We start from the raw sequence: 22,368 nt of genomic DNA, 5'->3' as shown, positions 1-22,368 counted from the left end.
GTAACATAATAACGTCTCTCACCATTATCGTCGCCGCTCATGAAAACACCCCTCGCCAGTCGCCCCCATGACCACTCCCACTGCGTGCACAGCGCGCTGTCCGAGGCCGATGTCCTGTGCGCACGCCAAGGCCTGCGCCTGACCGCTCTGCGGCGGCGGGTGCTGGAACTGGTCTGGCAAAGCCACAAGCCGCTGGGCGCCTACGACATCCTCGCCGTGCTCAGCGAGCAGGACGGGCGCCGCGCCGCGCCGCCCACCGTGTACCGCGCCCTGGATTTCCTCCTGGAAAACGGCCTGGTCCACCGCATCGCCTCGCTCAACTCCTTCGTCGGCTGCAACCATCCGGAGCACGCGCACCAGGGCCAGTTCCTGATCTGCCGCGTCTGCCACGCTGCCATCGAACTCGAACAGAAATCCATCAGCGACGCGATCGTCAGCAGCGCCCGCGACGTCGGCTTCGTCGTCGAAGGCCAGACCGTCGAAGTGGTCGGTCTCTGCTCGGGTTGCCAGGGGGCTTGATGAGCACTGCCTTGATCCGCCTCGATCAGGTCGCGGTGACCTTCGCCGGGCAGAGCGTGCTGGACAATATCCAGCTCAGCGTCGAGCCGGGGCAGATCGTCACCCTGATCGGCCCCAACGGCGCCGGCAAGACCACCCTGGTACGCGCCGTGCTCGGCTTGCTCAAGCCCAACAGCGGCAGCGTCTGGCGCAAGCCGAAGCTGCGGATCGGCTATATGCCGCAGAAGCTGCATGTCGACCCAACCTTGCCGTTGTCGGTACTGCGCTTCCTGCGCCTGGTGCCGGGCGTGGACCGCACGGCGGCCCTCGCCGCGCTGAAGGAAGTCGGCGCCGAACAGGTGATCGACAGCCCGGTGCAAAGCGTGTCCGGCGGGGAAATGCAGCGCGTGCTGCTGGCCCGCGCCCTGCTGCGCGAACCGGAATTGCTGGTACTCGACGAACCGGTGCAAGGCGTGGACGTCGCCGGCCAGGCCGAGCTGTACAGCCTGATCACCCGTTTGCGCGACCGTCATGGCTGCGGCGTGCTGATGGTGTCCCACGACCTGCACCTGGTGATGAGCACCACCGACCAGGTGGTCTGCCTCAATCGCCACGTGTGCTGCTCCGGCCACCCGGAACAGGTCAGCGGCGACCCGGCCTTCGTCGAGCTGTTCGGCCAGAACGCGCCCAGCCTGGCGATCTACCACCACCATCACGACCACGCCCACGACCTGCACGGCTCGGTCGTCACCAGGGCCGCGGCCGGCCACGTTCATGTTCACGGAGATGGCTGCAAGCATGGCTGATTTTCTGTTCTACGCCCTGCTCGCAGGTCTGGCCCTGGCGCTGGTAGCAGGCCCCCTGGGCTCCTTCGTGGTCTGGCGGCGCATGGCCTATTTCGGCGACACCCTGTCCCATGCCGCGCTGCTCGGCGTGGCCCTGGGCTTCCTGCTGGATGTCAGCCCGGCGGTGGCGGTGACCGTCGGCTGCCTGCTGCTGGCGGTGCTGCTGGTCACCCTGCAACAGCGCCAGCCGCTGGCGTCCGACACGCTGCTGGGGATTCTCGCCCCCAGCACGCTCTCCCTCGGGCTGGTGGTACTAAGCTTCATGCATGACGTGCGGATCGACCTGATGGCCTATCTGTTCGGCGACCTGCTGGCGATCAGCCCTGGCGACCTGGCGTGGATTCTCGGCGGCAGCGCCGCGGTTCTGTTGCTGTTGGTGGCCCTGTGGCGGCCCTTGCTGGCGATCACTGTGCACGAAGAACTGGCCAAGGTCGAAGGCCTGCCGGTGGCGTCGTTGCGCATGACCTTGATGCTGCTGATCGCGGTGGTGATCGCGGTGGCGATGAAGATCGTCGGAGTATTGCTGATCACTTCGCTGCTGATTATCCCGGCGGCTGCGGCGCAACGTCACGCCCGCTCCCCGGAACAGATGGCCCTGGGCGCGAGCCTGCTGGGCATGCTCGCGGTCGCTGGCGGGCTGGCGTTGTCCTGGTTCAAGGACACCCCGGCGGGGCCGTCGATCGTGGTCACGGCCGCCGCCTTGTTTCTGCTGAGTTTTGTTCTGCCCCGTCGAGGGGTGTAGACTTGCTCGCTTTTTGCGCAATTAGAGAGTCGCAGGAATGAAGCCGTTCGCCTCCCGTTATCTGCTCCTTGTCGCATTTTCCCTGCTGCTGGGTGCCTGCCAGAGCACCCCGCCGGTCGAAGCCCCCGATGCCCGGGCCACGGCCATCGCACAGCTGCAACAAAGTATCGCCAGCAGCGAACTGGCCACCGCCGAAGACCAGCTGAGCGCCTTGCAAGCCCAGTCGCCCAACGACCCGCAGCTCGAGCAATACCAGCGCCAGTTGGCCGAGGCCTACCTGCAGCGCAGCCAGATCGTGCTGCAGAAAGGCGATGTCAACGCCGCCGCCACGGCCCTGAGCCGCGCCCGCGCGCTGATGCCCAAGGCGCCGGCCCTGACCGGTGGTGTCAACGGCGCCATTACCCAGGCCCGTAAAGCCGAGCTGGAAAAAGCCGAAGCCGCGCTCAAGGCCGCCGAAGCCAAGCCCGCGGCCAAGCTGATCGACCCAGCCGCGCAAAGCACCACCGTTGTGCTGAACCTGCGGGATATCAAGCAACTGCGCCGGCAACTCGATGCGATCGCCGCCGATGTGGTGAATTACCAGTGCGACGTGAGCATCCAGGCCCCACGCACCGAGGATTACCCCTGGCTGAAGACCCTGCTGAGCAAGCGGGTGCAGAAGCTCGACGCACAGTTCGACCCGCAGATCGAACGACAGATCCTGCGCCATGTGCCGGCTCAGATGGTGCTGAGCCCGCGCAAGCCTCAGTAACCCCGACACAGCAAGCCCGCTCCTGTAGGAGCGAGGCTTGCCCGCGATAAACGATAACGCGGTGTTTCAGATAGCCTCTCGCACGCAAGCTGTGCTCCTACAGAAGCATCAGGCCAGAAATACCTTGGCCTTTGGGCACTGTTTCTTTTTCATGACCTTCGATCGCGTTATTGCCAAATCGAAGGATGAATACAAAATAAATGCTAAGAACCTCTATACGGACAGGCTAAAATGCGCGCCCGGCTAACCGCTGATCCTTTTCTAACGCGCCCCACAAGGTTCGCTACGTGATCGAGTTTCAAAACGTCCATAAAACCTACCGGGTCGCCGGTAGGGATATTCCCGCGCTGCATTCGACCAATCTGCGGGTCGAGAATGGCCAGGTATTCGGCCTGATCGGTCATTCCGGCGCGGGTAAAAGTACCCTGCTGCGCCTGATCAACCGCCTGGAAAACCCCAGCGGCGGCAAGATCATCGTCGACGACGAAGAAATCACCGCCCTGGACGCCAACGGCCTGCGCCGCTTCCGGCAGCAGGTCGGGATGATCTTCCAGCACTTCAACCTGCTGGCCTCCAAGACTGTGGCCGACAACGTGGCGCTGCCGCTGACCCTGGCCGGCGAGCTGTCGCGCAGCGAGATCGACCGGCGCGTGACCGAGCTGCTGGCCCGAGTCGGCCTGGCCGACCATGCGAAGAAGTACCCGGCCCAGCTGTCCGGCGGCCAGAAACAGCGCGTCGGCATCGCCCGCGCCCTGGCGACCAAGCCGAAGATCCTGCTCTGCGACGAAGCCACCAGCGCCCTGGACCCGCAGACCACCGCGTCGGTCCTGCAACTGCTGGCCGAGATCAACCGCGAACTGAACCTGACCATCGTGCTGATCACCCATGAGATGGACGTGATCCGTCGCGTCTGCGACCAGGTGGCGGTGATGGATGCCGGGGTGATAGTCGAACAGGGCCCGGTGGCCGAGGTGTTCCTGCACCCCAAGCACCCGACCACCAAGCGCTTCGTCCAGGAAGACGAGCAGATCGACGAAAGCGAACAGCGCGACGACTTCGCCCACGTGCCAGGCCGCATCGTGCGCCTGACCTTCCAGGGCGATGCCACCTACGCGCCACTGCTGGGCACCGTCGCCCGCGAGACGGGGGTGGACTACAGCATCCTCGCCGGCCGTATCGACCGCATCAAAGACGTCCCTTACGGGCAACTGACCCTGGCCATCACCGGCGGTGACATGGAGGCGGCCTTCGCCCACTTCACTGCGGCGGATGTCCACATGGAGGTGCTGCGCTAATGGAACTGCTGACAAGTTTCTTCGCCAATATCGACTGGTACGAAATCTGGCTGGCCACCGGCGACACCCTGCTGATGCTCGGCGGTTCGCTGCTGTTCACCGTGCTGCTGGGCCTGCCCCTGGGCGTGCTGCTGTTTCTCTGCAGCCCGCGCCAGCTGCTGGAGCAGAAGGGGCTCTACGCCCTGCTGTCGCTGCTGGTGAACATCCTGCGCTCGCTGCCGTTCATCATCCTGCTGATCGTGATGATCCCGTTCACCGTGCTCATCACCGGCACCTCCCTGGGTGTCGCCGGGGCGATCCCGCCGCTGGTGGTCGGCGCCACGCCGTTCTTCGCCCGCCTGGTGGAAACCGCCCTGCGCGAAGTGGACCGCGGCATCATCGAAGCTACCCAGTCCATGGGCGCGACGACCCGGCAGATCATCACCAACGCCTTGCTGCCGGAAGCCCGTCCGGGCATCTTCGCGGCCATTACCGTGACCGCGATTACCCTGGTTTCCTACACTGCCATGGCGGGCGTGGTCGGCGCGGGCGGTCTCGGCGACCTGGCCATCCGCTTCGGCTACCAGCGCTTCCAGACCGATGTGATGGTGGTCACCGTGGTGCTGTTGCTGGTGCTGGTTCAAGTTCTGCAAACCGTCGGCGACAAGCTGGTGGTGCACTTTTCCCGAAAATAAGTCGGCCCTGGCCGGCAGGCGTCCGGCACCGGACGCCTCACAAGGAGCTAGCTGGATGAAAAAACTACTCGTCGCTTTCGCCGCCGTTGCCGCGTTTTCCGCGCACGCCGCCGACACCCTGACCGTGGCCGCCACTCCGGTGCCCCACGCCGAGATCCTCGAATTCGTGAAGCCGGCACTGGCCAAGGAAGGCGTGGACCTGAAGGTCAAGGTCTTCACCGACTACGTCCAGCCAAACGTGCAGGTGGCCGAAAAGCGCCTGGACGCCAACTTCTTCCAGCACCAGCCGTACCTCGATGAGTTCAACAAAGCCAAGGGCACCCACCTGGTGAACGTCGCCGGCGTGCACCTGGAGCCGCTGGGCGCCTACTCCAACAAATTCAAGAAGCTCGACGAACTGCCAGGCGGCGCCACCGTGGTGATCCCCAACGACGCCACCAACGGCGGCCGCGCCTTGCTGCTGCTGGCCAAGGCCGGGGTGATCAAGCTCAAGGACGCCAACAACATCCTGTCCACGGTCAAGGACATCAGCGAGAACACCAAGGGCCTGAAGTTCCGTGAGCTGGAAGCCGCGACCATCCCGCGCGTGCTGACCCAGGTCGACCTGGCGCTGATCAACACCAACTACGCCCTGGAAGCCAAGCTGGACCCGTCCAAGGACGCGCTGGTGATCGAAGGCAAGGACTCGCCTTACGTGAACATCCTGGTGGCCCGTCCTGACGACAAGGAGTCGGACGCCATGAAGAAACTGGTTGCCGCCCTGCACAGCCCGGAAGTGAAGCAGTTCATTCTCGAGAAGTACAAAGGCGCGGTAGTGCCGGCGTTCTGATCGATCGCCGAAATACAAACGGGGCGCCTCAGGGCGCCCCGTTTCGTTTCAGACAGACTGCGGTGCTTTCATCGCACGCCAGCTGTGCTCCTACAAAAGCTCGTACCGCGATGAACGCTAACGCGGTATTCCCGGGTTATTGGCGCTGCAACATCACCGGCAACTGGGCCACCAGCTTCTGGTTGTTCAGCGGCGCACGGATAAAGCCGCGCTGGGTACCGTCCGGGCCGATCACCGCGAGGTTGCCGCTGTGGTCGACGGTGTAGTTGGGCTTGCTGGTATCCGCCGGGATGAAGGGGATGCTCACCGCATTGGCGAGCTTCTGCACGTCCGCCACCGAGGTCGCGGTCAGGCCCTGGAAGTCCTTGTCGAAGTAGCTCAGGTACTGCTTGAGCTGCTGCGGCGTATCGCGGTTCGGGTCGACGCTGACCAGCACCACCTGCAGCTTGTCCAGCGCCTCCTTGGGCAGCTCGCTCTTGATCTGGCGCAGCTGGGCGAGGGTGGTTGGGCAGATGTCCGGGCAGAAGGTGTAGCCGAAGAACAGCAGGCTCCATTTGCCCTTCAGCTCGTTGAGCGCCACGGGCTGGCCTTCCTGGTCGGTCATTTTCACGTCCGGCAGGTTGCGGCTCTGGGGCAGCAGGATGATTCCGGCATCGATCAGCGCGGTGGGGTCTCCCTGGTTCTTGCCGGTCAGCACTTTATTGACAGTGAGCCCCAGCACCAGGGCCACCAGCGCCACAAGGATAAAGACGGTTTTCTGAGTTCGAGTCATAGGTTCAACAATAGGTAGTGGTCTACGAGCAGGGCGATGAACAGCAGGAACAAGTAGTAAATAGAGTACTTGAAGGTGTCGATCGCCGCGTGCGGCCGACTGCCACGGTACAGCACCCAGGCCCATTGCAGAAAGCGCGCACCCAGGCCAAGGGCACAGACCAGGTACAGCATGCCGCTCATGTGGATCGCATAGGGCAGCAGGCTGACCGCCAGCAAGACCCCGGTGTACAGCAGGATATGCACCTTGGTGTAGTGCTCGCCGTGGGTCACCGGCAGCATCGGGATATCGGCCTTGGCGTATTCCTCCTTGCGGTGAATGGCCAGGGCCCAGAAGTGCGGCGGGGTCCAGGCGAAGATGATCAGCACCAGCAGCAACGGTTCGGCCGTTACATGCCCGGTGGCCGCGACCCAGCCCAGCAGCGGCGGCGCGGCGCCGGCCAGGCCGCCGATCACGATGTTCTGCGGCGTCGCGCGCTTGAGGAAGCCGGTGTAGATCACCGCATACCCGAGCAGCGACGCCAGGGTCAGCCAGGCGGTCAACGGGTTGGTGAAGGTCAGCAGCAAGGCTTGCCCGACGATCGCCAGCAGCAGGGCGAACCCCAGCGCCGGCAGCGGCGATACCCGGCCCTCGGCCAATGGCCGTTTGTGCGTGCGCGCCATGACTGCGTCGATCCGCCGGTCCACCACATGGTTCACTGCCGCGGCCGCCCCGGCGCACAGGGCGATGCCCAGGTTGCCGAACACCAGCACCGTCCACGGCACCCCGGCGCGGGTGGCGAGGAACATGCCCACCAGCGAGGTGATGAGCATCAGCACCACCACCTTGGGCTTGGTCAGTTCCAGGTAGTCGCGCCAGATCGCCCGACGGGGGCGCTCACCGATCAGAGTCGCCATGGCATTTCTCCTTTCAGGGTGATGGGCCCGGCGGCGTGTTTACGCGGGCTCAGGCGCCAGCCCAGCGGCAGGCGCGAACGAGAGCGAACCAGGCTGGTGCGGGCGTGATAGTTGACCAGCACCAGGGTCAGCAGCAGCACCGCGCCGCCGGCGTTGTGGGCCACGGCCACCGGCAGCGGCAGGTGGAACAGCACGTTGCTGACACCGAGGCCGATCTGCGCCGCCAGCGCCACCAGCACCAGGCCGGCCAGGCGGGTCATGCCCACGTGCTTCAGTTGCCAGGCCAGGCCGAGCAGCACCAGGGTCACCAGCAGCGCGCCGAGGCGGTGGGTCAGGTGGATGGCCGTGCGGGCGTCGCTGTCGAGCTGCCCGCCCAGGTAGTTGGGGCCGATATGCTGGGTCAGGTGAAACCCGTTGGCGAAATCCGCCGCCGGCCACCATTGGCCGTGGCAGGTCGGCAGGTCGAGGCAGGCCACCGCCGCATAGTTGGAGCTGACCCAGCCGCCCAGGGCGATCTGCCCGATCACCAGCACCAGCCCGGCCGTGGCCCAGTATTGCAGGCGCCGCGGCACGACCAGCGCCGGCAGTACTCCGGACAGGCGCAGCGTCAGCAAGAACAGCAGGCTCAGGGTGGCGAAGCCTCCCAATAGATGCGCGGTGACCACCTGCGGCCACAGCTTGAGGGTCACCGTCCACATGCCGAACAAGGCCTGGGCCAGCACCACCGAGAGCAGGAACAACGGCAGCTTCAGCGGCTGCCCGGGATGCTGTCGATGGGTCCAGGACCTCGCCGCCAGCAGCACGATCAGCAGACCCAGGGTGCCGGCGAAGTAGCGGTGGATCATCTCGTTCCAGCCTTTGTGGGCTTCCACCGGCGTGTCGGGGAAATGCCGCTCGGCGTGGGCCAGCTGGGCTTCGCTGTTCGGCACGCTGATGAAGCCATAGCAACCCGGCCAATCCGGGCAGCCGAGGCCGGCGTGGGTCAGCCGGGTGTAGGCACCGAGCAGCACCACGATCAGGGCCAGCAAGGTGGCGAACAAGGCGAGGCGAAATCCAGGTTTGGCCATGACGATGCCCTTATCCGATGTTCGACAGTTTCAGCAGATGGCGCAGGTCGTCGAGCAGGTCCTTGCCCTTGACCCCGGCGTCGTAGCGCAGCACCAGGTTGCCGTGGGGATCGACGATCCACAGCTGCGGCGCGCCCAGGTCGTTGGCGCCCCTGGCGAAGGTCGACGGGTCCAGCGGGTAGCGTTGCAATTGCGGGTACTCGCGCTGCAGCCGGGCGGCGTATTCGTCCCCCAGCGGCTGGGCGACGGCCAGGGCGTGGCTGGCCCGGGAGGCATCGCGCCCCAGGGCGATCTGAATCTGCCGCGCTAGGTACACCAGTTGCTGGCAATCCACGGCGCACTCCCGGGGCGCGGTGACCAGCAGCTGCCAGGTCGCCGCGTCGGCCCGGACCCCGATGTCGGCGCGGGTCTGGCCATTGCCGATCAGCTCGCCGTGGTAGGTGCGGCTTTGCGGCACCCAGAACTGCAGCTTGTACATGCCGGTGGCGAGGAGCATCGGGCCGATTACCATGGCCAGGATCAGCAGCAACTGCCAGCGTCCGCGGCGCTGGTTGTGCGGCGCCCGGGCCTCAGACATGTTGGGTGGATTCATGGCCGCTCCCATGGTGTTTCTCCCTTGCGTTATGCCATCCGAAATAGAGGTACAAAGCGCACAGGGCCAGCGCCATGGCGAACCACTGCACGGCGTAGCCCAAATGTTTTTCCGGCCCCATGGCCACCACCGGCCATTCGGTCAGGTAGGCGCCCGGGCCGCGTTCCTGGCGCAGTTCATGGGCAAAACCGCTGCGCCCCAGGTCGCCCCAGAGCCGGGCCGGGTCGACCGTCGTCACCAGCCGCGGCCACTGGGCAGTGCGCGGATCGGCGTGCAACTGGAAGGTCGCGCCGGGGGCGACATAGACCCAGGCATCGAGGTCCAGCGTCTGCTCGGAGGTGCTGAACACCGGTGGCGTGCGCCGGTCCGGCCAGGGCAACCAGCCGCGATTGAGCAGCAGCCACTGGCCGCTGGCCTGGTCGAGAAAGGGTTGCAGCAGCTCGACCCCAACCTTGCCTGCGTGCGTGCGGTTATCCAGCAGCAGGCTATGGGCCGCATCCAGCCGGCCGTGCAGCCGCACCCGGCGAAACGCCGGATCGGCGGTAGCCTCCAGCTCATCCACGCTCAGCGGCTCGGCGACCCGCCGCTCGGCGTAACTGGCCAGCAGTTCGCGTTTCTGTTCGCCCCGGCCCAGTTGCCAGAAGCCGAGCGCCACCAGCACCGGCAGCAGCGCCAGCACCACCAGCGTCGGCACCACGCCCGGGCGAAAGCCGTTCATGGCAGCGCCTGAAAGTGGCGAAATCGGCTGGCTATACTCAAGCGCATCGCGTTTCTCCCGGAGCCCACCATGCTTAAAGCGGCCATCGTCCTGATGCTGATCGCCACGCTCGTCAGCCTGTTCAGCGGCCTGTTCTTTCTGGTCAAGGACGACAGCAGCTCCCATCGCCTGCTCAGGTCGCTGACCGTTCGTGTGTGTCTGGCCGCGATCACCGTCGGCCTGATCGCCTGGGGCTTCTTCAGCGGCCAGCTGGTGTCGCACGCCCCCTGGTGACGGCGCGCTCAGAGCACGTAAACGAAGGTGAACAAGCCGATCCACACCACATCGACGAAGTGCCAGTACCAACTGGCCGCTTCGAAACCGAACTGATGCTCGGCATCGAAGTGCCCCTTGAGGATGCGCATCAGCATCACGAACAGGATCAGCGTGCCGACGGTCACGTGGGCGCCGTGGAAGCCGGTGAGCATGAAGAAGGTGGCGCCGTAGATGCCCGAGCCCAGGGTCAGCCCCAGTTCATGATAGGCATGCAGGTATTCCTTGGCCTGGAAGCCGAGGAAGGCCGCGCCCAGCAGCACGGTGATCGCCAGCCAGATTTTCAGCGCGCCGCGATGGCCGTTCTTCAGGGCGTGGTGGGCGATGGTCACGGTGACGCTGGAGCTCACCAGCAGCACGGTATTGAGCAACGGCAGGCCCCAGGGGCTGATGACTTCCTTGGGCGGCGGGAACAGCTTCGAGTCGGGGTTCTGGAGCAACGGCCAGACGAACTCGAAGTTCGGCCACAGCATATGGGCGACCCCCTTGCTGCCTTCGCCGCCCAGGGCCGGGCCGGCGATATTGCGCACGTAGAACAGGGCGCCGAAGAAGGCGAGGAAGAACATCACTTCGGAAAAGATGAACCAGCTCATGCCCCAGCGGAACGAGCGATCCAGCTGGGCGCTGTACAGGCCGGCGCGGCTTTCCTTGATCACCGCGCCGAACCAGCCGAACAGCATGTAGGCCAGCAGCAGGCCGCCGACGAAGAAGATCAGCGGGCCATGGGATTCCAGGCGCGCGGCCTTGAGGTCGTTGAACCAGGTGGCCAGGCCGAACACGGTCACGAACAGCCCCGCCGTGGCGATGATCGGCCACTTGCTCTGGGCGGGAACGTAATAATGCTCATGAGTTGCCATGTGTCGTTCTCCTTATCGGGCACGCTTGAACGTCTTAACCGCCGGTGTGGGTGCTCACGGCCACCGGTGGGTGACGCGCGGTGATATCGAACAGCGTGTAAGCCAGCGTCAGGTGCTTCACATCCTTGGGCATGTCGCGGTCAACGATGAAACGTACCGGCATCTCGATCTGCTGACCGGGCTGCAGCACTTGCTGGGTGAAGCAGAAACATTCGGTCTTGTGGAAATACATCGCGGCGGTGCTTGGCGAGATGCTCGGGATCGCCTGGGCGCTCATCGGACGATCGCTGGGGTTGCGCGCGATGAAGATCATCTCGTTCACCGCCCCGGGGTTGACCACGATGTCGTCGGCCTTGGGATAGAACTCCCAGACCATGTCGATGGCGTTGGTCGACAGGAACTGCACGCGCACCTGGCGCGAGGTGTCGACCTGCTGTTCGCCGGAATACTGCCCGCCGGTCTTGCCGTTGATGCCCAGCGCCTTGCACATCACGTCGTAGATCGGCACCAGGGCAAAACCGAAGACGAACATCGCGGCCACCACCAGCAGCAGGCGGGTGACCAGCTTCTTCATCGAAACTTCGGCCATGTCAGCACCTCCCTGCAGGAATGAGTGGCGAACGGTTCATTTCACTTCCGGCGGCGTGACGAAGGTGTGGTACGGGGCCGGCGACGGCACGCTCCACTCCAGCCCTTCGGCGCCGTCCCAAGGTTTGTCGGGCGCGGGTGCGCCGCCACGGATGCACTTGATGACGATGAACAGGAAGAAGATCTGCGTCGCGCCGAAGGTGAACGCGCCGATGGACGACACCATGTTGAAATCGGCGAACTGCAGGTTGTAGTCCGGAATCCGCCGTGGCATGCCCGCCAGGCCAACGAAGTGCATCGGGAAGAACGCCATGTTCATGCCGATGAAGGACAGCCAGAAGTGCAGCTTGCCCAGGGTTTCGTCGTACATGTGCCCGGTCCACTTCGGCAGCCAGTAATAGGCCGAGGCGAAGATGCCGAAGATCGCCCCCGGCACCAGCACATAGTGGAAGTGCGCGACCACGAAATAGGTGTCCTGGTACTGGAAGTCCGCCGGGGCGATGGCCAGCATCAGCCCGGAGAAACCGCCGATGGTGAACAGGATCACAAAGGCCACGGCGAACAGCATCGGCGTCTCGAAGGTCAGCGAGCCCTGCCACATGGTGCTGACCCAGTTGAACACCTTGACCCCGGTCGGCACCGCGATAAGCATCGTGGCGTACATGAAGAACAGCTCGCCCACCAGCGGAATGCCCACCACGAACATGTGGTGCGCCCAGACGATGAACGACAGGAAGGCGATACTCGCCGTGGCGTAGACCATCGAGGTGTAGCCGAACAGCGGCTTGCGCGAGAAGGCCGGGATGATCGCGCTGACGGCGCCGAAGGCCGGCAGGATCATGATGTACACCTCGGGGTGGCCGAAGAACCAGAACACGTGCTGGAACAAGACCGGGTCACCGCCGCCGGCGGCACTGAAGAAGCTGGTGCCGAAGTGGATGTCCATCAGCATCATGGTCACCACGCCAGCCAGCACCGGCATCACCGCGATCAGCAGGAACGCGGTGATCAGCCAGGTCCAGACGAACAGCGGCATCTTCATCAGGGTCATGCCGGGGGCGCGCAGGTTGAGGATGGTGGCGATCACGTTGATCGCGCCCATGATCGAGCTGATCCCCATCAGGTGGATGGCGAAGATGAAGAAGGTCACGCTTTCCGGCGCGTAGGTGGTGGACAGCGGGGCGTAGAAGGTCCAGCCGAAGTTCGGTCCGCCGCCGGGCATGAGCAGGGTCGAGACCAGCAGCAGGAACGCCGCCGGCAGCAGCCAGAAGCTGAAGTTGTTCATCCGCGGCAGGGCCATGTCCGGCGCGCCGATCATCAGCGGGATCATCCAGTTGGCCAGGCCGACGAAGGCCGGCATCACCGCGCCGAAGACCATGACCAGGCCGTGCATGGTGGTCATCTGGTTGAAGAACTCCGGCTGCACGATCTGCAGGCCGGGCTGGAACAGCTCGGCGCGGATCACCATGGCGAACGAGCCGCCGAGCAGGAACATGGTGAAGGCGAACCACAGGTACAGGGTGCCGATGTCCTTGTGGTTGGTGGTCAGCACCCAACGCATCAGGCCCTTGGCCGGACCATGGGTGTGGTTGTGGTCGCCGACGACGGCATGACCGTGTTCATCGCTCACAGCGTTCATGGCCTGTCTCCTGCAAACGAGTGGGCTGGACGATTGGCGGCCGCGCGCCGCGACGGGTTCCGGGAACACGCAATGGACCGGGTCATTTGCTTTCCGCCTGTTTCAGAGCCAGGACATCCTTGGGCGTCACCATGTCGCCCTTGTTGTTGCCCCAGGCGTTACGTTCGTAGGTGATCACCGCCGCCAGGTCGACTTCCGACAGCTGCTTGCCGAAGGCCGCCATGGCGGTGCCGGGCTTGCCGTGGAAGACGAGGTTCAAGTGACCTTCCTTGGGACCGGTGGCGATCTTCGACCCCTTGAGCGCCGGGAACATCGGCGGCAGGCCCTGGCCTTCGGCCTGGTGACAAGACACGCAGGTGGTGTGGTAGATCTTGTCGCCACGGGCCACCAGTTCTTCGAGGGTCCATTCCTTGCTGGTCAGCTCCTTGACCTTGAGCGCTTCGGCCTTGCGTTCGCCCAGCCAGGTGTCGTAGTCGGCCTGGGTCTTCACGTCGACCACGATCGGCATGAAGCCGTGGTCCTTGCCGCACAGTTCGGCGCACTGGCCGCGATACAGGCCGGGCTTGTCGACCCGGGTCCAGGCCTCGTTGACGAAACCGGGAATGGCATCGCGCTTCACCGCGAAGGCCGGCACCCACCAGGAGTGGATGACGTCGGCGGAAGTCACCAGGAAGCGCACCTTGGCACCGATCGGCAGCACCAGCGGCTGATCGACTTCCAGCAGGTAATGTTCGCCCTTGGCGCTCTGGTTATGGATCTGTTCGGCAGGGGTGGTCAGGTTGCTGAAGAATTCGACGTCCTGGCCCAGGTACTTGTAGTGCCACTTCCATTGGTAGCCGGTGATCTGGATGTCCACATCCGGCTCACTGGTGTCGTACATCTTGATCAGGGTCGCAGTGGCGGGGATGGCCATGACGACCAGGATCACGAACGGCACTACCGTCCAGAGGATCTCGACCGTGGTGCTTTCATGGAATTTGGCGGCCACCTGGCCGGTGGAGCGGCGGTGGACGATCATCGACCAGAACATGGCGCCGAAGACGAGGACGCCGATCACCACACAGATCCAGAAGATGGTCATGTGCAGGTCGAATACCGCGTGACTTATATCAGTCGCTCCAGGCGTCATATTCACGGTCCAGGCGCCGTGCGCCTGACTGAATACCGACCACAACAGGAGTCCCATCCAGACTTGTGGATGTCGCATCATTGCGGGTTCCCCTTATCGTTCTTGTTATCCCGCCGGCTTTCACCTGCGGCAAGGGAGCGGCTGCCTAGACTGCGAACTTAAACCGCCGAGCCTCGCTGCACATGCAGTCGGGCGTCATCAGCTAACTTCATACAGAGCCGAGTATAGACAGCGACTTCTACCTCGCAACGCAGGCCCGTAAATCCGCTGAGACAGTTCGCCGCGACCTTATAGGCCACGGCTGGAAAGGGATGGAGAGACAAATGGCGGTGCAGGGATATAACCCCGACGTCTAACTGTGACGTGATTATGAAAAATGCGTCTTAAGCGCTTTCGTAAGCACGCTAACTTATGTCTTCCCTATTAAATTGCCCTTGTTTCCTGGAGTTTTCATGAACACCGCCGCATTGCGCGAGCAGATCCAACGAGCCCACCACCACGAATCCGGCACCGGCCATCTGCGCCGCCAGCTGGAAACCCAGCTACCGCACCTGCACCCCGCCATCCAGCTCCCCGACGTGGACGCCCAAGGGGTGATGACCCGGTTTGTCGCAGCTTATATCGACCAGGTTCCCGACCTGCTGGACGCCGCCCACGAAGTCGCGCGCGAAGCCGGCATCGAATCGCAGATCAAGCCGGTACTGAAGATCGCCGAGCAGTTCTTCCTCCAGCCGCCCGCCATCATGGCCGGTCACGAAGGCCTGGACGGCCTGCTGGACGAGGCCTACCTGGCCCACCGCCTGGTGGAAGAGGTCAACGACCTGTACATCACGCACTTCGGCCAGCCGCTGATCCCGCTGGATACCACGGTCGCCAACCTGATCGCCCACCAGTTGATCGGCGAGACCTTCGCCAACCAGCTGGACGAAGCGGTGCACCATGCGGTCGACACAATGCTGGACGAAGAGAGCTTTGCCCTGGAATCGGTCGAGGCCTATCGGGAAAAGCTCAACAGCCCGGATACCGAAGCCGCCTGGAAACGCTGGCCGTGCCTGTCGCGCCAGCTGGGCGTGGAGCTGGAGCTCGACCAGCCCGCCGCTTGACCTGTAGGAGCGAGCGGGCGGCGATCCGACTGGCCCGCGATGAACGATGACGCGGTCTGATAGACAGACCGTGGCGCCCCCCATCGCACGCAAGCTGTGCTCCTACGGAAGCTTTATGCTCGGCTCAGGCCCACTGTGGTGTGCAGGCGCCCCTCCAGCCGGCGCCTCAGTCCGCGTGACTCGATCACCAGCTTCGAACCCTTGGCCACGTTGGCCCGGCCCCATTCCTCGAGCAGTTCCAGGCAGGCATGGTCGATATAGCTCAGGTGGTTGAGCGGCACATGCACCGTGGTTCCCGGGGGAATGCCGCCCAGGGCCTGGGTCAGGGCCGGCACTTTGAGAAAGGTCGCGGCGCCTACCAGGCGCAGCTCCATTTCGCCTGCGGCCGGCAGGTCGATCAGGCCGATCTTCAGCCGCGATGCGCCCCAGGCCAGCTTCACCAGGGTCAGGCCGAAACCGATCAGCACCCCGGTCAACAGGTCGGTGAGGACTATCGCCAGCGCGGTCACACCGTAGGTCAGCATCGGCATCGGCCCATAACGGCCCAGCTTGCGGAAGGACTTGAGATCCACCAGCTTGAATCCGGTGTACACCAGCACGCCCGCCAGGCTGGCCACCGGAATGCTTTGCAGCACGCTGGACAGCAACAGCACGAAGGCCAGCAACCACAGGCCGTGGAAGATCGCCGACAGCCGCGTGGTCGCACCGGCCTGGACGTTGGCCGAGCTGCGCACGATCACCCCGGTCATCGGCAGCGCGCCGAGCAGGCCGCAAAGCATATTGCCGACCCCTTGCGCCGACAGTTCACGGTCGAAATCCGAGCGCGCGCCGCTGTGCATGCGATCCACCGCGGCGGCGGACAGCAGGGTTTCGGCGCTGGCGATAAAGGCCACGGCAAAGGCCGCGACCAACAGCGTCGGGTCCGCCAGGTTGAGCAGGTCGGCCGGGCGCAGCCAGTCGATCGCCTCAGCGAGGTTTTCCGGCACCTCGACCCGTTTCACCTGCAGCGCCAGGGCCAGGCTGGCCAAGGTCGCCAGGCCCACCCCCAGCAGCGCGCCGGGGATGAAACGCAGCGCATGCGGGCGCCGTTTTTCCCACAGGAACATCACGGCCATGGTCGACAGGCCAAGCACACCGGCCTGCCAGCCAAAGCCGCCGCCCAGGCTCGGCAGGGCCTGGGCCACCGCCTCGGGGAAGCCAGCGAGATTGTCCAGGCCGGAAGCCTGGGGTTGGGCGTCGAGCATCACATGCACCTGGGAGAGCACGATCAGCACCCCGATCCCGGCCAGCATGCCGTAGACCACCGCTGGCGCCGTGACCCGAAACCAGCAGCCCAGGCGCAGGCGCCCGGCCACCAGTTGCAGCAGGCCCGCCAGCAACAGGATCGGCCCGAGCATGGCGATACCGTGCTGGCGCACCAGCTCGAATACCAGCACCGCCAGCCCCGCCGCCGGGCCGCTGACCTGCAACGGCGAGCCGGCCAGCCAGCCCACCACCAGACCACCGATGATGCCGGTGATCAGACCCTTGGCCGGCGGCATACCGGACGCGATGGCAATGCCCATGCACAAGGGCAGGGCCACCAGGAACACCACCACGGAAGCCAGCAGCTCCCGTGGCAAAACCGCTTTCAGTTGTGCAGCACGCATGACGATTCTCCCGAAGCTTTCTTCAGGGCGTGGCGAAGCCTGACCGCGCTGACGGCAGTCATGGCTGAACCACACAGGGATTTAGGAGGGTTTAGAAGCGCGCTTTAGGCGTCGCCACAGGGATCGGATGGCGCCCGTCCAGCGGCAGGAAACATCCCTGGTCCGCGTCGTAGGCTTTGATCTCGCTGGTTTCGATGTTGTACACCCAGCCATGGATGAACAACTGGCCGTTGGCCATGCGCGAGGCCACCGAAGGGTGGGTGCGCAAATGCTGCAACTGGGCGATGACGTTCTCTTCGGTCAGCACATGCATGCTGGCGCTTTCGTCGGCGCAATCGCAATTGTCCTGGACCATGGTCTTGGCCACTTCGGCGTGGCGCAGCCAGGCTTTGACCGTCGGCATCTTTTCCAGGCTCTGCGGGTTGAGCACCGCGCGCATGGCGCCACAATCGGAATGGCCGCAGACGATGATGTGGTGCACGCCCAGCGCCATGACCGCGTATTCGATGGCCGTGGACACGCCGCCGTTCATCTGCCCGTAAGGCGGAACCACGTTACCGACGTTGCGGGTCACGAACAGGTCGCCCGGGGCGCTCTGGGTGATCAGCTCGGGAACGATGCGCGAATCGGCGCAGGCAATGAACATCGCCCGTGGCCGCTGGGCCGTGGCGAGTTTCTTGAACAGTTCTTCCTGCTGCGGGAAGACTTCGTGATGAAAATGCAAAAAGCCGTCGACGATGATCTGCAGCGCTGCGTCGGCGCTTTCGGCGGCCTCGGTGGACGCTGAAGCCGGCGCAGCCAACGGCTGTTTATCCTTGTCACTCATGATTCATCCTCTTTGACGGATTCGGCTCTGTCGAAAAGTGGCTGGGCGCCTTCGGCGCTACGCAGGCCATGCTCGCTCAGACCCTTGGGTGAATTTTCCAGTGTTATCCGGCACGACGCCAGCGATTGGTTAAAAAACAACCAGAATGCCGACCGCGACCTGCGGGTCGCTCGATGAACAAAGTAGCCTTAAAAACTTAACTCAAACTGAACGGGGCGCTCTAAAACGCCACTATCCGCGAGGTCAAAGACGACCGGCGCCTGGAGCAAGGCACGCCGACACTACTGCACCATAGGTCATATTTCCTACAGCAACGACATCTGCCCGCCCGGTGGACAGAAGGCCGTGCAATCGAGGTTGTAGCCTTCCCGCCGATCCAGGCCCAGGCGCTTGCTGGCCTTGGCGAAGCGTTGCGCCAGCAGGGCGGCGAAGGGGCCTTCGCCGCGCATCCGCGCCCCAAAACGGCTGTCGTAGAGTTCACCGCCGCGACACTGGCGGATCAGGCTCAGGACATGGGCCGCCCGCTGCGGATAGTGGGCGTTGAGCCACTCCTCGAACAGCGGCGCCACTTCCAGGGGCAGGCGCAGCATCATGTAGGCCGCGCTTTGCGCGCCCGCGGCATGGGCCTCGGCGAGCAGGCTTTCCAGTTCGCTGTCGTTGATCATCGGAATCATCGGCGAACACAGCACACCCACGGGAATCCCCGCCTCGCGCAGCACCCGGATCGCCCGCAAGCGCGCCTTGGGCGCCGCCGCCCGGGGTTCGAGGATGCGCTTGAGCTCGTCGTCCAGGGTGGTCAGGCTGATCATCACCGCCACCAGCCGCTGCTCGGCCAACTCGGCCAACAGATCGAGATCGCGCAGGATCAGCGAGCCCTTGGTGACGATGGTCACCGGATGCCGGTAACGCAGCAGCACCTCCAGGATCCGACGGGTCAGCTGCTGTTCGCGCTCGATGGGCTGGTAGGGGTCGGTGTTGGAGCCCAGGTTGATCGGTGCGCACTGGTAGCCGGGCTTGGACAACTGCTGTTCCAGCATCGCCGCGGCGTTGCTTTTGGCGATCAGTTTGGTTTCGAAGTCCAGCCCCGGCGACAGGTCCCAATAGGCGTGGCTGGGCCGCGCGTAGCAGTAGATGCAACCGTGCTCGCAACCGCGATAGGGGTTGATGGAGCGGTCGAAGGGCAGGTCCGGCGAACTGTTGCGGGTGATGATGGATTTCGCCGTCTCGAAGCGCACCTCGGTGCCTTGGGTCAGCGGGGCTTCCTGGTACCAGCCGTCGTCGAAGGCCACCGAGCGCCGGGGGGCAAAACGGTTGTGCGGGTTGGTCGCGGTGCCACGGCCGCGCGGGGGCAGGGGGGTGAACATGGGAGGCGCTCCATTACTGTATTTATATACAGTAATGGAGCGCGGTGGATCTGCCTAGCGCCGTTAGGCTGGAAGCGCGCGCCTGGCGACTTGTCCGGTCAGCCGCCGCTGTGCTTCGTCACCTGGCCCAGGTCGTCATTCGAGGTGCTCTGCAGGTCGCCCTTGCGCAACCCCGCCACATCCGCAGCTTTCACCTCGGAGCCCTGGTTGCCCCAGCTGGTGCGGATGAAGTTGACCACATCGGCCACCTCCTGGTCCGACAGGCGCCAGGCGAAGGCCGGCATGGTGAAGGTCGATGGCGCGGTCTGGGTAGCCGGCAGAGTGCCGCCCTTGAGCACGATGTGGATCAACGAGGTGGCATCGGCGCTTTGCAGCACCGGGTTGCCCGCCAGCGCCGGGAACACCCGGGTGTAGCCATGGCCGTCGGTGCGGTGGCAGGCCGCGCAGTTGTCGATATACACCGCCGCCCCCGGCTTGCTGTCGTCGCCTTTCCACAGGGCCTCGGCCACTTGCTTGTCGTACTGATGCGGCCGATCGTTCGGATCGTTGGCCGGCAGCGACTTGAGGTAGCGGGCAATCGCCGTCAGGTCCTCGTCGGACAGGTACTGCATGCTGTGCACCACCACATCGCTCATGCCGCCGAACACCGCGCTGCGGTCGCTACGGCCGGTCTTGAGGAACTGCACCAGCTGCGCCTCGCTCCAGCTGCCCAGGCCGTCCTGGTGATCGCCGCGCAGACTCTTGGCGATCCAGCCCTCCAGCGGTGCGCTGCCGGCCAGGAACTGCCTGCCTTCGCTGGCGCTCAGGGCCTTCTCCTGCATGGTCAGGGCCCGCGGCGTGTGGCAGGCGCCACAGTGGCCGAGGCCTTCCACCAGGTAGGCGCCGCGGCTGACCACCGGATCAGCACCGGCGGTCGCCGGGGCCTTGCCTTGCAGGTCCGCCACGCTCGGCGCGAACAGCCAGCGCCAGCCCGCCAGCGGCCAACGCATGCTCAGGGGCCAGGGAATGTCGCTGTCGCGGTTGTCCTGCGCCACCGGCGCCACGCCTTGCATGAAGTAGGCATACAGCGCCTGCATGTCGGCGTCGCTGACCCGCGCATAGGACGGGTAGGGCATGGCCGGGTACAGGGTGCTGCCGCTCTTGGCCACGCCATGGCGCACGGCCTTGTCGAAGTCCTCGAAGCTGTACTCGCCGATGCCGGTCTTGTCCGGGGTGATGTTGGTGGAATAGATCGTGCCGATCGGGGTTTCCATCGGCAGCCCGCCAGCGAACGGCTTGCCGTCCTTGGCGGTGTGGCAGGCCACGCAGTCACCGGCGCGGGCCAGGTATTCGCCCTGCTCGATCAAGGCTTGACGATCGGCTTCGGCGGCGCAGAGGGAAGCGCTGCCGAGCAGGGCCAGGGTTGCGATAACGAGGGTTTTCATGGTCATCGCTCCTTATGCCTGGACCAGCGGGCCGGGGTTCTTCAGGTACTGCTCGCGGATCGCGCGGGCCGACCAGTAGGTCAACGCGGCCACCAGGCCGGTCGGGTTGTAGCCCAGGCCCTGGGGGAAGGCCGAAGCGCCCGGGACGAACACGTTGTGCACGTCCCAGCTCTGCAGGTAGCGGTTCAGGGCGCTGGTCTTCGGGTCGGTGCCCATGATCGCACCGCCGTTGAGGTGGGTGGTCTGGTAGGACGCGGTATTGAAGTGCTCGCCGACCTTCTTGCCCAGCAGGGCGATGGCCTTGGGGTTCATCGCCTCGGCGATCTTGCCCATCTTCTCGACCATGAAGCGGTTCATCTTGATGTCGTTTTCCTGCCAGTCGAAGGTCATGCGCAGCAGCGGCAGGCCGTAGGCGTCGCGGTACACCGGGTCGAGGTCGAGGTAGTTACCGCGGTAGGACTGGTGGGCGCCGTGGGCGTCCATCGACACCTGGTGGGTGTAGTAGTCGGCGGTGGCCTTCTTCCAGGCGCTGCCCCAGGCCGGGGTGCCCGGCGGATTGGAGGTGCCGGCGATCGGCCGGCTGCCGGCCTGGTTGACCCAGAACGGCGAGCCGCCGACGAAGCCGTGGGGGCCGTGGTCGAAGTTGTCGGCGTTGAAGTCGTCCACCGCCACGCCGTTGCCGCCGGCGCCGATGAAGTTGTTGGTGTGCACGTCCTTGTCGAAGTAGGCCTTGATGGTGGCCATGTTCTGATAGGCGAAGTTCTTGCCCACCACACCTTCGCCGGTGATCGGGTCGTACGGCTTGCCGATGCCGGACAGCAGCATCAGGCGCACGTTATGGAGCTGGAATGCGCCCAGGATCACCAGGTCCGCCGGCTGTTCGATCTCGCGGCCCTGGCCGTCGACGTAGGTGACGCCGGTGGCACGAGTCTTGGTGCTGTCGAGGTTGACCTTGAGCACATGGGAGTTGGCGCGCAGCTCGAAATTCGGCAGCGGCCGCAGGGCCGGCAGGATGTTCACGTTCGGCGAGGCCTTGGAGTACATGTAGCAGACGTAACCGCTGCAGAAGCCGCAGAAGTTGCACGGGCCCATTTGCGCGCCGTAGGGGTTGGTGTACGGCCCCGAGGTGTTGGCCGACGGCAGGTTGTAGGGCTTGTAGCCGACCTCGCTCGCGGCCTTCTGGAACAGCTGGGCAGAATAGGTGTTCTTCTGCGACTCCAGCGGAAAATGCTCCGAACGGTCCGGCGCATAGGGGTTGCCGCCCTTGCCTTCACCCACCAGTTGGCCCTTCACGGTCCAGGCCTGGCCCGAGGTGCCGAAGACTTTTTCCGCGAAGTCGAAGAACGGCTCCAGCTCTTCGTAGGTCACGCCGAAGTCCTGGATGGTCATGTCCTTGGGGATGAAGTGCTTGCCGTAGCGCTCTTCGTAGTGGCTGCGCATGCGCAGCTCGATCGGGTCGACGCGAAAATGCACGCCGGACCAGTGCAGGCCGGCGCCGCCGACGCCATTGCCCGGCAGGAACGCGCCCAGTTGGCGGTTCGGCAGGGCCACGTCGTTGATGCTGTGGCGAATAGTCACCGTCTCCCGGGAGATGTCCTGGAACAGTTTCTTGCGCACGCTGTAGGTGAGCTCGTCGATCACCTGCGGATAGTTGCCGTCCGGGTAGGTGTCCTGCATCGGCCCGCGCTCCAGCGCCAGCACGTTGAGCCCGGCCTCGGTCAGCTCCTTGGCCATGATCGCGCCGGTCCAGCCGAACCCGACGATCACTGCATCGACCTTCTTCATTACCGTTGCCATG

Annotated in this window: 23 protein-coding genes; 9 read left to right on the top strand and 14 right to left on the bottom strand. The window is 64.6% G+C overall.

Annotated elements, in window-relative coordinates; translation table 11 throughout:
- The first annotated feature begins 39 nt into the window (after window positions 1–39).
- The 7 genes from zur (at window position 40) to ACQKQA_RS15655 (ending at window position 5,634) form a co-directional block, all read left to right on the top strand.
- The gene (gene zur / locus ACQKQA_RS15685; protein ID WP_427559120.1) at window positions 40–519 is read left to right on the top strand and encodes a zinc uptake transcriptional repressor Zur; all 480 of its coding nucleotides are present in this window, start codon (window positions 40–42) and stop codon (window positions 517–519) included.
- Window positions 519–1,304: a zinc ABC transporter ATP-binding protein ZnuC gene (gene znuC, locus ACQKQA_RS15680; RefSeq protein WP_427559117.1), complete on the top strand. Its 786-nt coding sequence runs from the start codon at window positions 519–521 to the stop codon at window positions 1,302–1,304. The genes zur and znuC overlap by 1 nt, the downstream gene beginning before the upstream one ends.
- The gene (gene znuB / locus ACQKQA_RS15675) at window positions 1,297–2,085 is read left to right on the top strand and encodes a zinc ABC transporter permease subunit ZnuB (protein ID WP_427559114.1); all 789 of its coding nucleotides are present in this window, start codon (window positions 1,297–1,299) and stop codon (window positions 2,083–2,085) included. Before znuC ends, znuB begins: the two co-directional genes overlap by 8 nt.
- A gap of 37 nt (window positions 2,086–2,122) precedes the next feature.
- Complete coding sequence (locus ACQKQA_RS15670) at window positions 2,123–2,836, top strand: PA5502 family lipoprotein (RefSeq protein WP_427559112.1); 714 nt, start codon at window positions 2,123–2,125, stop codon at window positions 2,834–2,836.
- Between the two features lie 287 nt (window positions 2,837–3,123).
- On the top strand, window positions 3,124–4,131 hold the full coding sequence (locus tag ACQKQA_RS15665) for a methionine ABC transporter ATP-binding protein (RefSeq protein WP_427559109.1): 1,008 nt from the start codon (window positions 3,124–3,126) through the stop codon (window positions 4,129–4,131).
- Window positions 4,131–4,805 carry a methionine ABC transporter permease gene (locus ACQKQA_RS15660; protein WP_427559106.1) on the top strand — a complete coding sequence of 225 codons (675 nt, stop codon included), beginning with the start codon at window positions 4,131–4,133 and terminating at the stop codon, window positions 4,803–4,805. Before ACQKQA_RS15665 ends, ACQKQA_RS15660 begins: the two co-directional genes overlap by 1 nt.
- Before the next feature lie 55 nt (window positions 4,806–4,860).
- Entirely contained in the window at window positions 4,861–5,634 is a 774-nt protein-coding gene (locus tag ACQKQA_RS15655; RefSeq protein ID WP_427559104.1) for a MetQ/NlpA family ABC transporter substrate-binding protein, read from the top strand.
- Between the two features lie 136 nt (window positions 5,635–5,770).
- On the opposite strand, the gene ACQKQA_RS15650 is transcribed toward ACQKQA_RS15655, so the two are convergent.
- Genes ACQKQA_RS15650 through ACQKQA_RS15630 form a run of 5 tightly spaced genes read right to left on the bottom strand, consistent with a single transcriptional unit; the run spans window position 5,771 to window position 9,679 of the window.
- Window positions 5,771–6,406, bottom strand: coding sequence for an SCO family protein (locus tag ACQKQA_RS15650; RefSeq protein WP_427559101.1), 636 nt, complete (start codon window positions 6,404–6,406; stop codon window positions 5,771–5,773).
- Complete coding sequence (gene cyoE, locus ACQKQA_RS15645) at window positions 6,403–7,302, bottom strand: heme o synthase (RefSeq protein WP_427559098.1); 900 nt, start codon at window positions 7,300–7,302, stop codon at window positions 6,403–6,405. The genes ACQKQA_RS15650 and cyoE overlap by 4 nt, the downstream gene beginning before the upstream one ends.
- Complete coding sequence (locus ACQKQA_RS15640) at window positions 7,290–8,369, bottom strand: COX15/CtaA family protein (RefSeq protein WP_427559096.1); 1,080 nt, start codon at window positions 8,367–8,369, stop codon at window positions 7,290–7,292. Before ACQKQA_RS15640 ends, cyoE begins: the two co-directional genes overlap by 13 nt.
- A 10-nt stretch (window positions 8,370–8,379) precedes the next feature.
- Entirely contained in the window at window positions 8,380–8,973 is a 594-nt protein-coding gene (locus ACQKQA_RS15635; RefSeq protein WP_427559093.1) for a hypothetical protein, read from the bottom strand.
- Entirely contained in the window at window positions 8,939–9,679 is a 741-nt protein-coding gene (locus tag ACQKQA_RS15630; RefSeq protein WP_427559090.1) for an SURF1 family protein, read from the bottom strand. Before ACQKQA_RS15630 ends, ACQKQA_RS15635 begins: the two co-directional genes overlap by 35 nt.
- A gap of 69 nt (window positions 9,680–9,748) precedes the next feature.
- On the opposite strand from ACQKQA_RS15630, the gene ACQKQA_RS15625 reads away from it, so the two are divergent.
- Window positions 9,749–9,952: a twin transmembrane helix small protein gene (locus tag ACQKQA_RS15625; protein WP_044460437.1), complete on the top strand. Its 204-nt coding sequence runs from the start codon at window positions 9,749–9,751 to the stop codon at window positions 9,950–9,952.
- An 8-nt stretch (window positions 9,953–9,960) separates the two neighbouring features.
- Here the strand turns inward: ACQKQA_RS15625 and ACQKQA_RS15620 are convergent, their stop codons facing one another.
- The 4 genes from ACQKQA_RS15620 to coxB all read right to left on the bottom strand — a co-directional run bounded on the left by ACQKQA_RS15620 (window position 9,961) and on the right by coxB (window position 14,285).
- A complete protein-coding gene (locus tag ACQKQA_RS15620) occupies window positions 9,961–10,848 on the bottom strand; it encodes a cytochrome c oxidase subunit 3 (protein WP_427559087.1) in 888 nt (295 codons plus the stop codon).
- Window positions 10,849–10,882: 34 nt separating this feature from the next.
- Window positions 10,883–11,437 carry a cytochrome c oxidase assembly protein gene (locus ACQKQA_RS15615; protein ID WP_427559085.1) on the bottom strand — a complete coding sequence of 185 codons (555 nt, stop codon included), beginning with the start codon at window positions 11,435–11,437 and terminating at the stop codon, window positions 10,883–10,885.
- Between the two features lie 36 nt (window positions 11,438–11,473).
- A complete protein-coding gene (gene ctaD, locus ACQKQA_RS15610) occupies window positions 11,474–13,075 on the bottom strand; it encodes a cytochrome c oxidase subunit I (protein WP_427559082.1) in 1,602 nt (533 codons plus the stop codon).
- Between the two features lie 82 nt (window positions 13,076–13,157).
- On the bottom strand, window positions 13,158–14,285 hold the full coding sequence (coxB, locus tag ACQKQA_RS15605; protein WP_427559080.1) for a cytochrome c oxidase subunit II: 1,128 nt from the start codon (window positions 14,283–14,285) through the stop codon (window positions 13,158–13,160).
- Between the two features lie 371 nt (window positions 14,286–14,656).
- On the opposite strand from coxB, the gene ACQKQA_RS15600 reads away from it, so the two are divergent.
- Complete coding sequence (locus ACQKQA_RS15600) at window positions 14,657–15,307, top strand: hypothetical protein (RefSeq protein ID WP_427559077.1); 651 nt, start codon at window positions 14,657–14,659, stop codon at window positions 15,305–15,307.
- A 113-nt stretch (window positions 15,308–15,420) separates the two neighbouring features.
- On the opposite strand, the gene ACQKQA_RS15595 is transcribed toward ACQKQA_RS15600, so the two are convergent.
- From ACQKQA_RS15595 to ACQKQA_RS15575, 5 genes are all read right to left on the bottom strand, one after another.
- Entirely contained in the window at window positions 15,421–16,956 is a 1,536-nt protein-coding gene (locus ACQKQA_RS15595; RefSeq protein WP_427559074.1) for a SulP family inorganic anion transporter, read from the bottom strand.
- Window positions 16,957–17,047: 91 nt separating this feature from the next.
- Entirely contained in the window at window positions 17,048–17,782 is a 735-nt protein-coding gene (locus tag ACQKQA_RS15590) for a carbonic anhydrase (protein WP_427559072.1), read from the bottom strand.
- 305 nt (window positions 17,783–18,087) lie between these two features.
- Complete coding sequence (locus tag ACQKQA_RS15585) at window positions 18,088–19,146, bottom strand: PA0069 family radical SAM protein (protein WP_427559069.1); 1,059 nt, start codon at window positions 19,144–19,146, stop codon at window positions 18,088–18,090.
- A gap of 98 nt (window positions 19,147–19,244) precedes the next feature.
- Complete coding sequence (locus ACQKQA_RS15580; RefSeq protein WP_427559066.1) at window positions 19,245–20,570, bottom strand: c-type cytochrome; 1,326 nt, start codon at window positions 20,568–20,570, stop codon at window positions 19,245–19,247.
- Window positions 20,571–20,582: 12 nt separating this feature from the next.
- Window positions 20,583–22,367: a GMC family oxidoreductase gene (locus tag ACQKQA_RS15575; RefSeq protein ID WP_427559064.1), complete on the bottom strand. Its 1,785-nt coding sequence runs from the start codon at window positions 22,365–22,367 to the stop codon at window positions 20,583–20,585.
- Window position 22,368 lies beyond the last annotated feature (1 nt).

It is taken from the genome of Pseudomonas sp. NPDC089530, from assembly GCF_050280705.1.
Lineage (GTDB): Bacteria > Pseudomonadota > Gammaproteobacteria > Pseudomonadales > Pseudomonadaceae > Aquipseudomonas.
Note: the sequence above shows the minus strand (reverse complement) of the source record. Positions and strands in the feature narration are given on the sequence as shown.

Coding starts and splice junctions, on each gene's coding strand:
- zur (WP_427559120.1), top strand. CDS start 40: ATGAAAACACCCCTCGCCAGTCGCCCCCATGACCACTCCCACTGCGTG.
- znuC (WP_427559117.1), top strand. CDS start 519: ATGAGCACTGCCTTGATCCGCCTCGATCAGGTCGCGGTGACCTTCGCC.
- znuB (WP_427559114.1), top strand. CDS start 1,297: ATGGCTGATTTTCTGTTCTACGCCCTGCTCGCAGGTCTGGCCCTGGCG.
- ACQKQA_RS15670 (WP_427559112.1), top strand. CDS start 2,123: ATGAAGCCGTTCGCCTCCCGTTATCTGCTCCTTGTCGCATTTTCCCTG.
- ACQKQA_RS15660 (WP_427559106.1), top strand. CDS start 4,131: ATGGAACTGCTGACAAGTTTCTTCGCCAATATCGACTGGTACGAAATC.
- ACQKQA_RS15655 (WP_427559104.1), top strand. CDS start 4,861: ATGAAAAAACTACTCGTCGCTTTCGCCGCCGTTGCCGCGTTTTCCGCG.
- ACQKQA_RS15650 (WP_427559101.1), bottom strand. CDS start 6,406: ATGACTCGAACTCAGAAAACCGTCTTTATCCTTGTGGCGCTGGTGGCC.
- cyoE (WP_427559098.1), bottom strand. CDS start 7,302: ATGGCGACTCTGATCGGTGAGCGCCCCCGTCGGGCGATCTGGCGCGAC.
- ACQKQA_RS15640 (WP_427559096.1), bottom strand. CDS start 8,369: ATGGCCAAACCTGGATTTCGCCTCGCCTTGTTCGCCACCTTGCTGGCC.
- ACQKQA_RS15635 (WP_427559093.1), bottom strand. CDS start 8,973: ATGGGAGCGGCCATGAATCCACCCAACATGTCTGAGGCCCGGGCGCCG.
- ACQKQA_RS15630 (WP_427559090.1), bottom strand. CDS start 9,679: ATGAACGGCTTTCGCCCGGGCGTGGTGCCGACGCTGGTGGTGCTGGCG.
- ACQKQA_RS15625 (WP_044460437.1), top strand. CDS start 9,749: ATGCTTAAAGCGGCCATCGTCCTGATGCTGATCGCCACGCTCGTCAGC.
- ACQKQA_RS15620 (WP_427559087.1), bottom strand. CDS start 10,848: ATGGCAACTCATGAGCATTATTACGTTCCCGCCCAGAGCAAGTGGCCG.
- ACQKQA_RS15615 (WP_427559085.1), bottom strand. CDS start 11,437: ATGGCCGAAGTTTCGATGAAGAAGCTGGTCACCCGCCTGCTGCTGGTG.
- ctaD (WP_427559082.1), bottom strand. CDS start 13,075: ATGAACGCTGTGAGCGATGAACACGGTCATGCCGTCGTCGGCGACCAC.
- coxB (WP_427559080.1), bottom strand. CDS start 14,285: ATGATGCGACATCCACAAGTCTGGATGGGACTCCTGTTGTGGTCGGTA.
- ACQKQA_RS15600 (WP_427559077.1), top strand. CDS start 14,657: ATGAACACCGCCGCATTGCGCGAGCAGATCCAACGAGCCCACCACCAC.
- ACQKQA_RS15595 (WP_427559074.1), bottom strand. CDS start 16,956: ATGCGTGCTGCACAACTGAAAGCGGTTTTGCCACGGGAGCTGCTGGCT.
- ACQKQA_RS15590 (WP_427559072.1), bottom strand. CDS start 17,782: ATGAGTGACAAGGATAAACAGCCGTTGGCTGCGCCGGCTTCAGCGTCC.
- ACQKQA_RS15585 (WP_427559069.1), bottom strand. CDS start 19,146: ATGTTCACCCCCCTGCCCCCGCGCGGCCGTGGCACCGCGACCAACCCG.
- ACQKQA_RS15580 (WP_427559066.1), bottom strand. CDS start 20,570: ATGAAAACCCTCGTTATCGCAACCCTGGCCCTGCTCGGCAGCGCTTCC.
- ACQKQA_RS15575 (WP_427559064.1), bottom strand. CDS start 22,367: ATGGCAACGGTAATGAAGAAGGTCGATGCAGTGATCGTCGGGTTCGGC.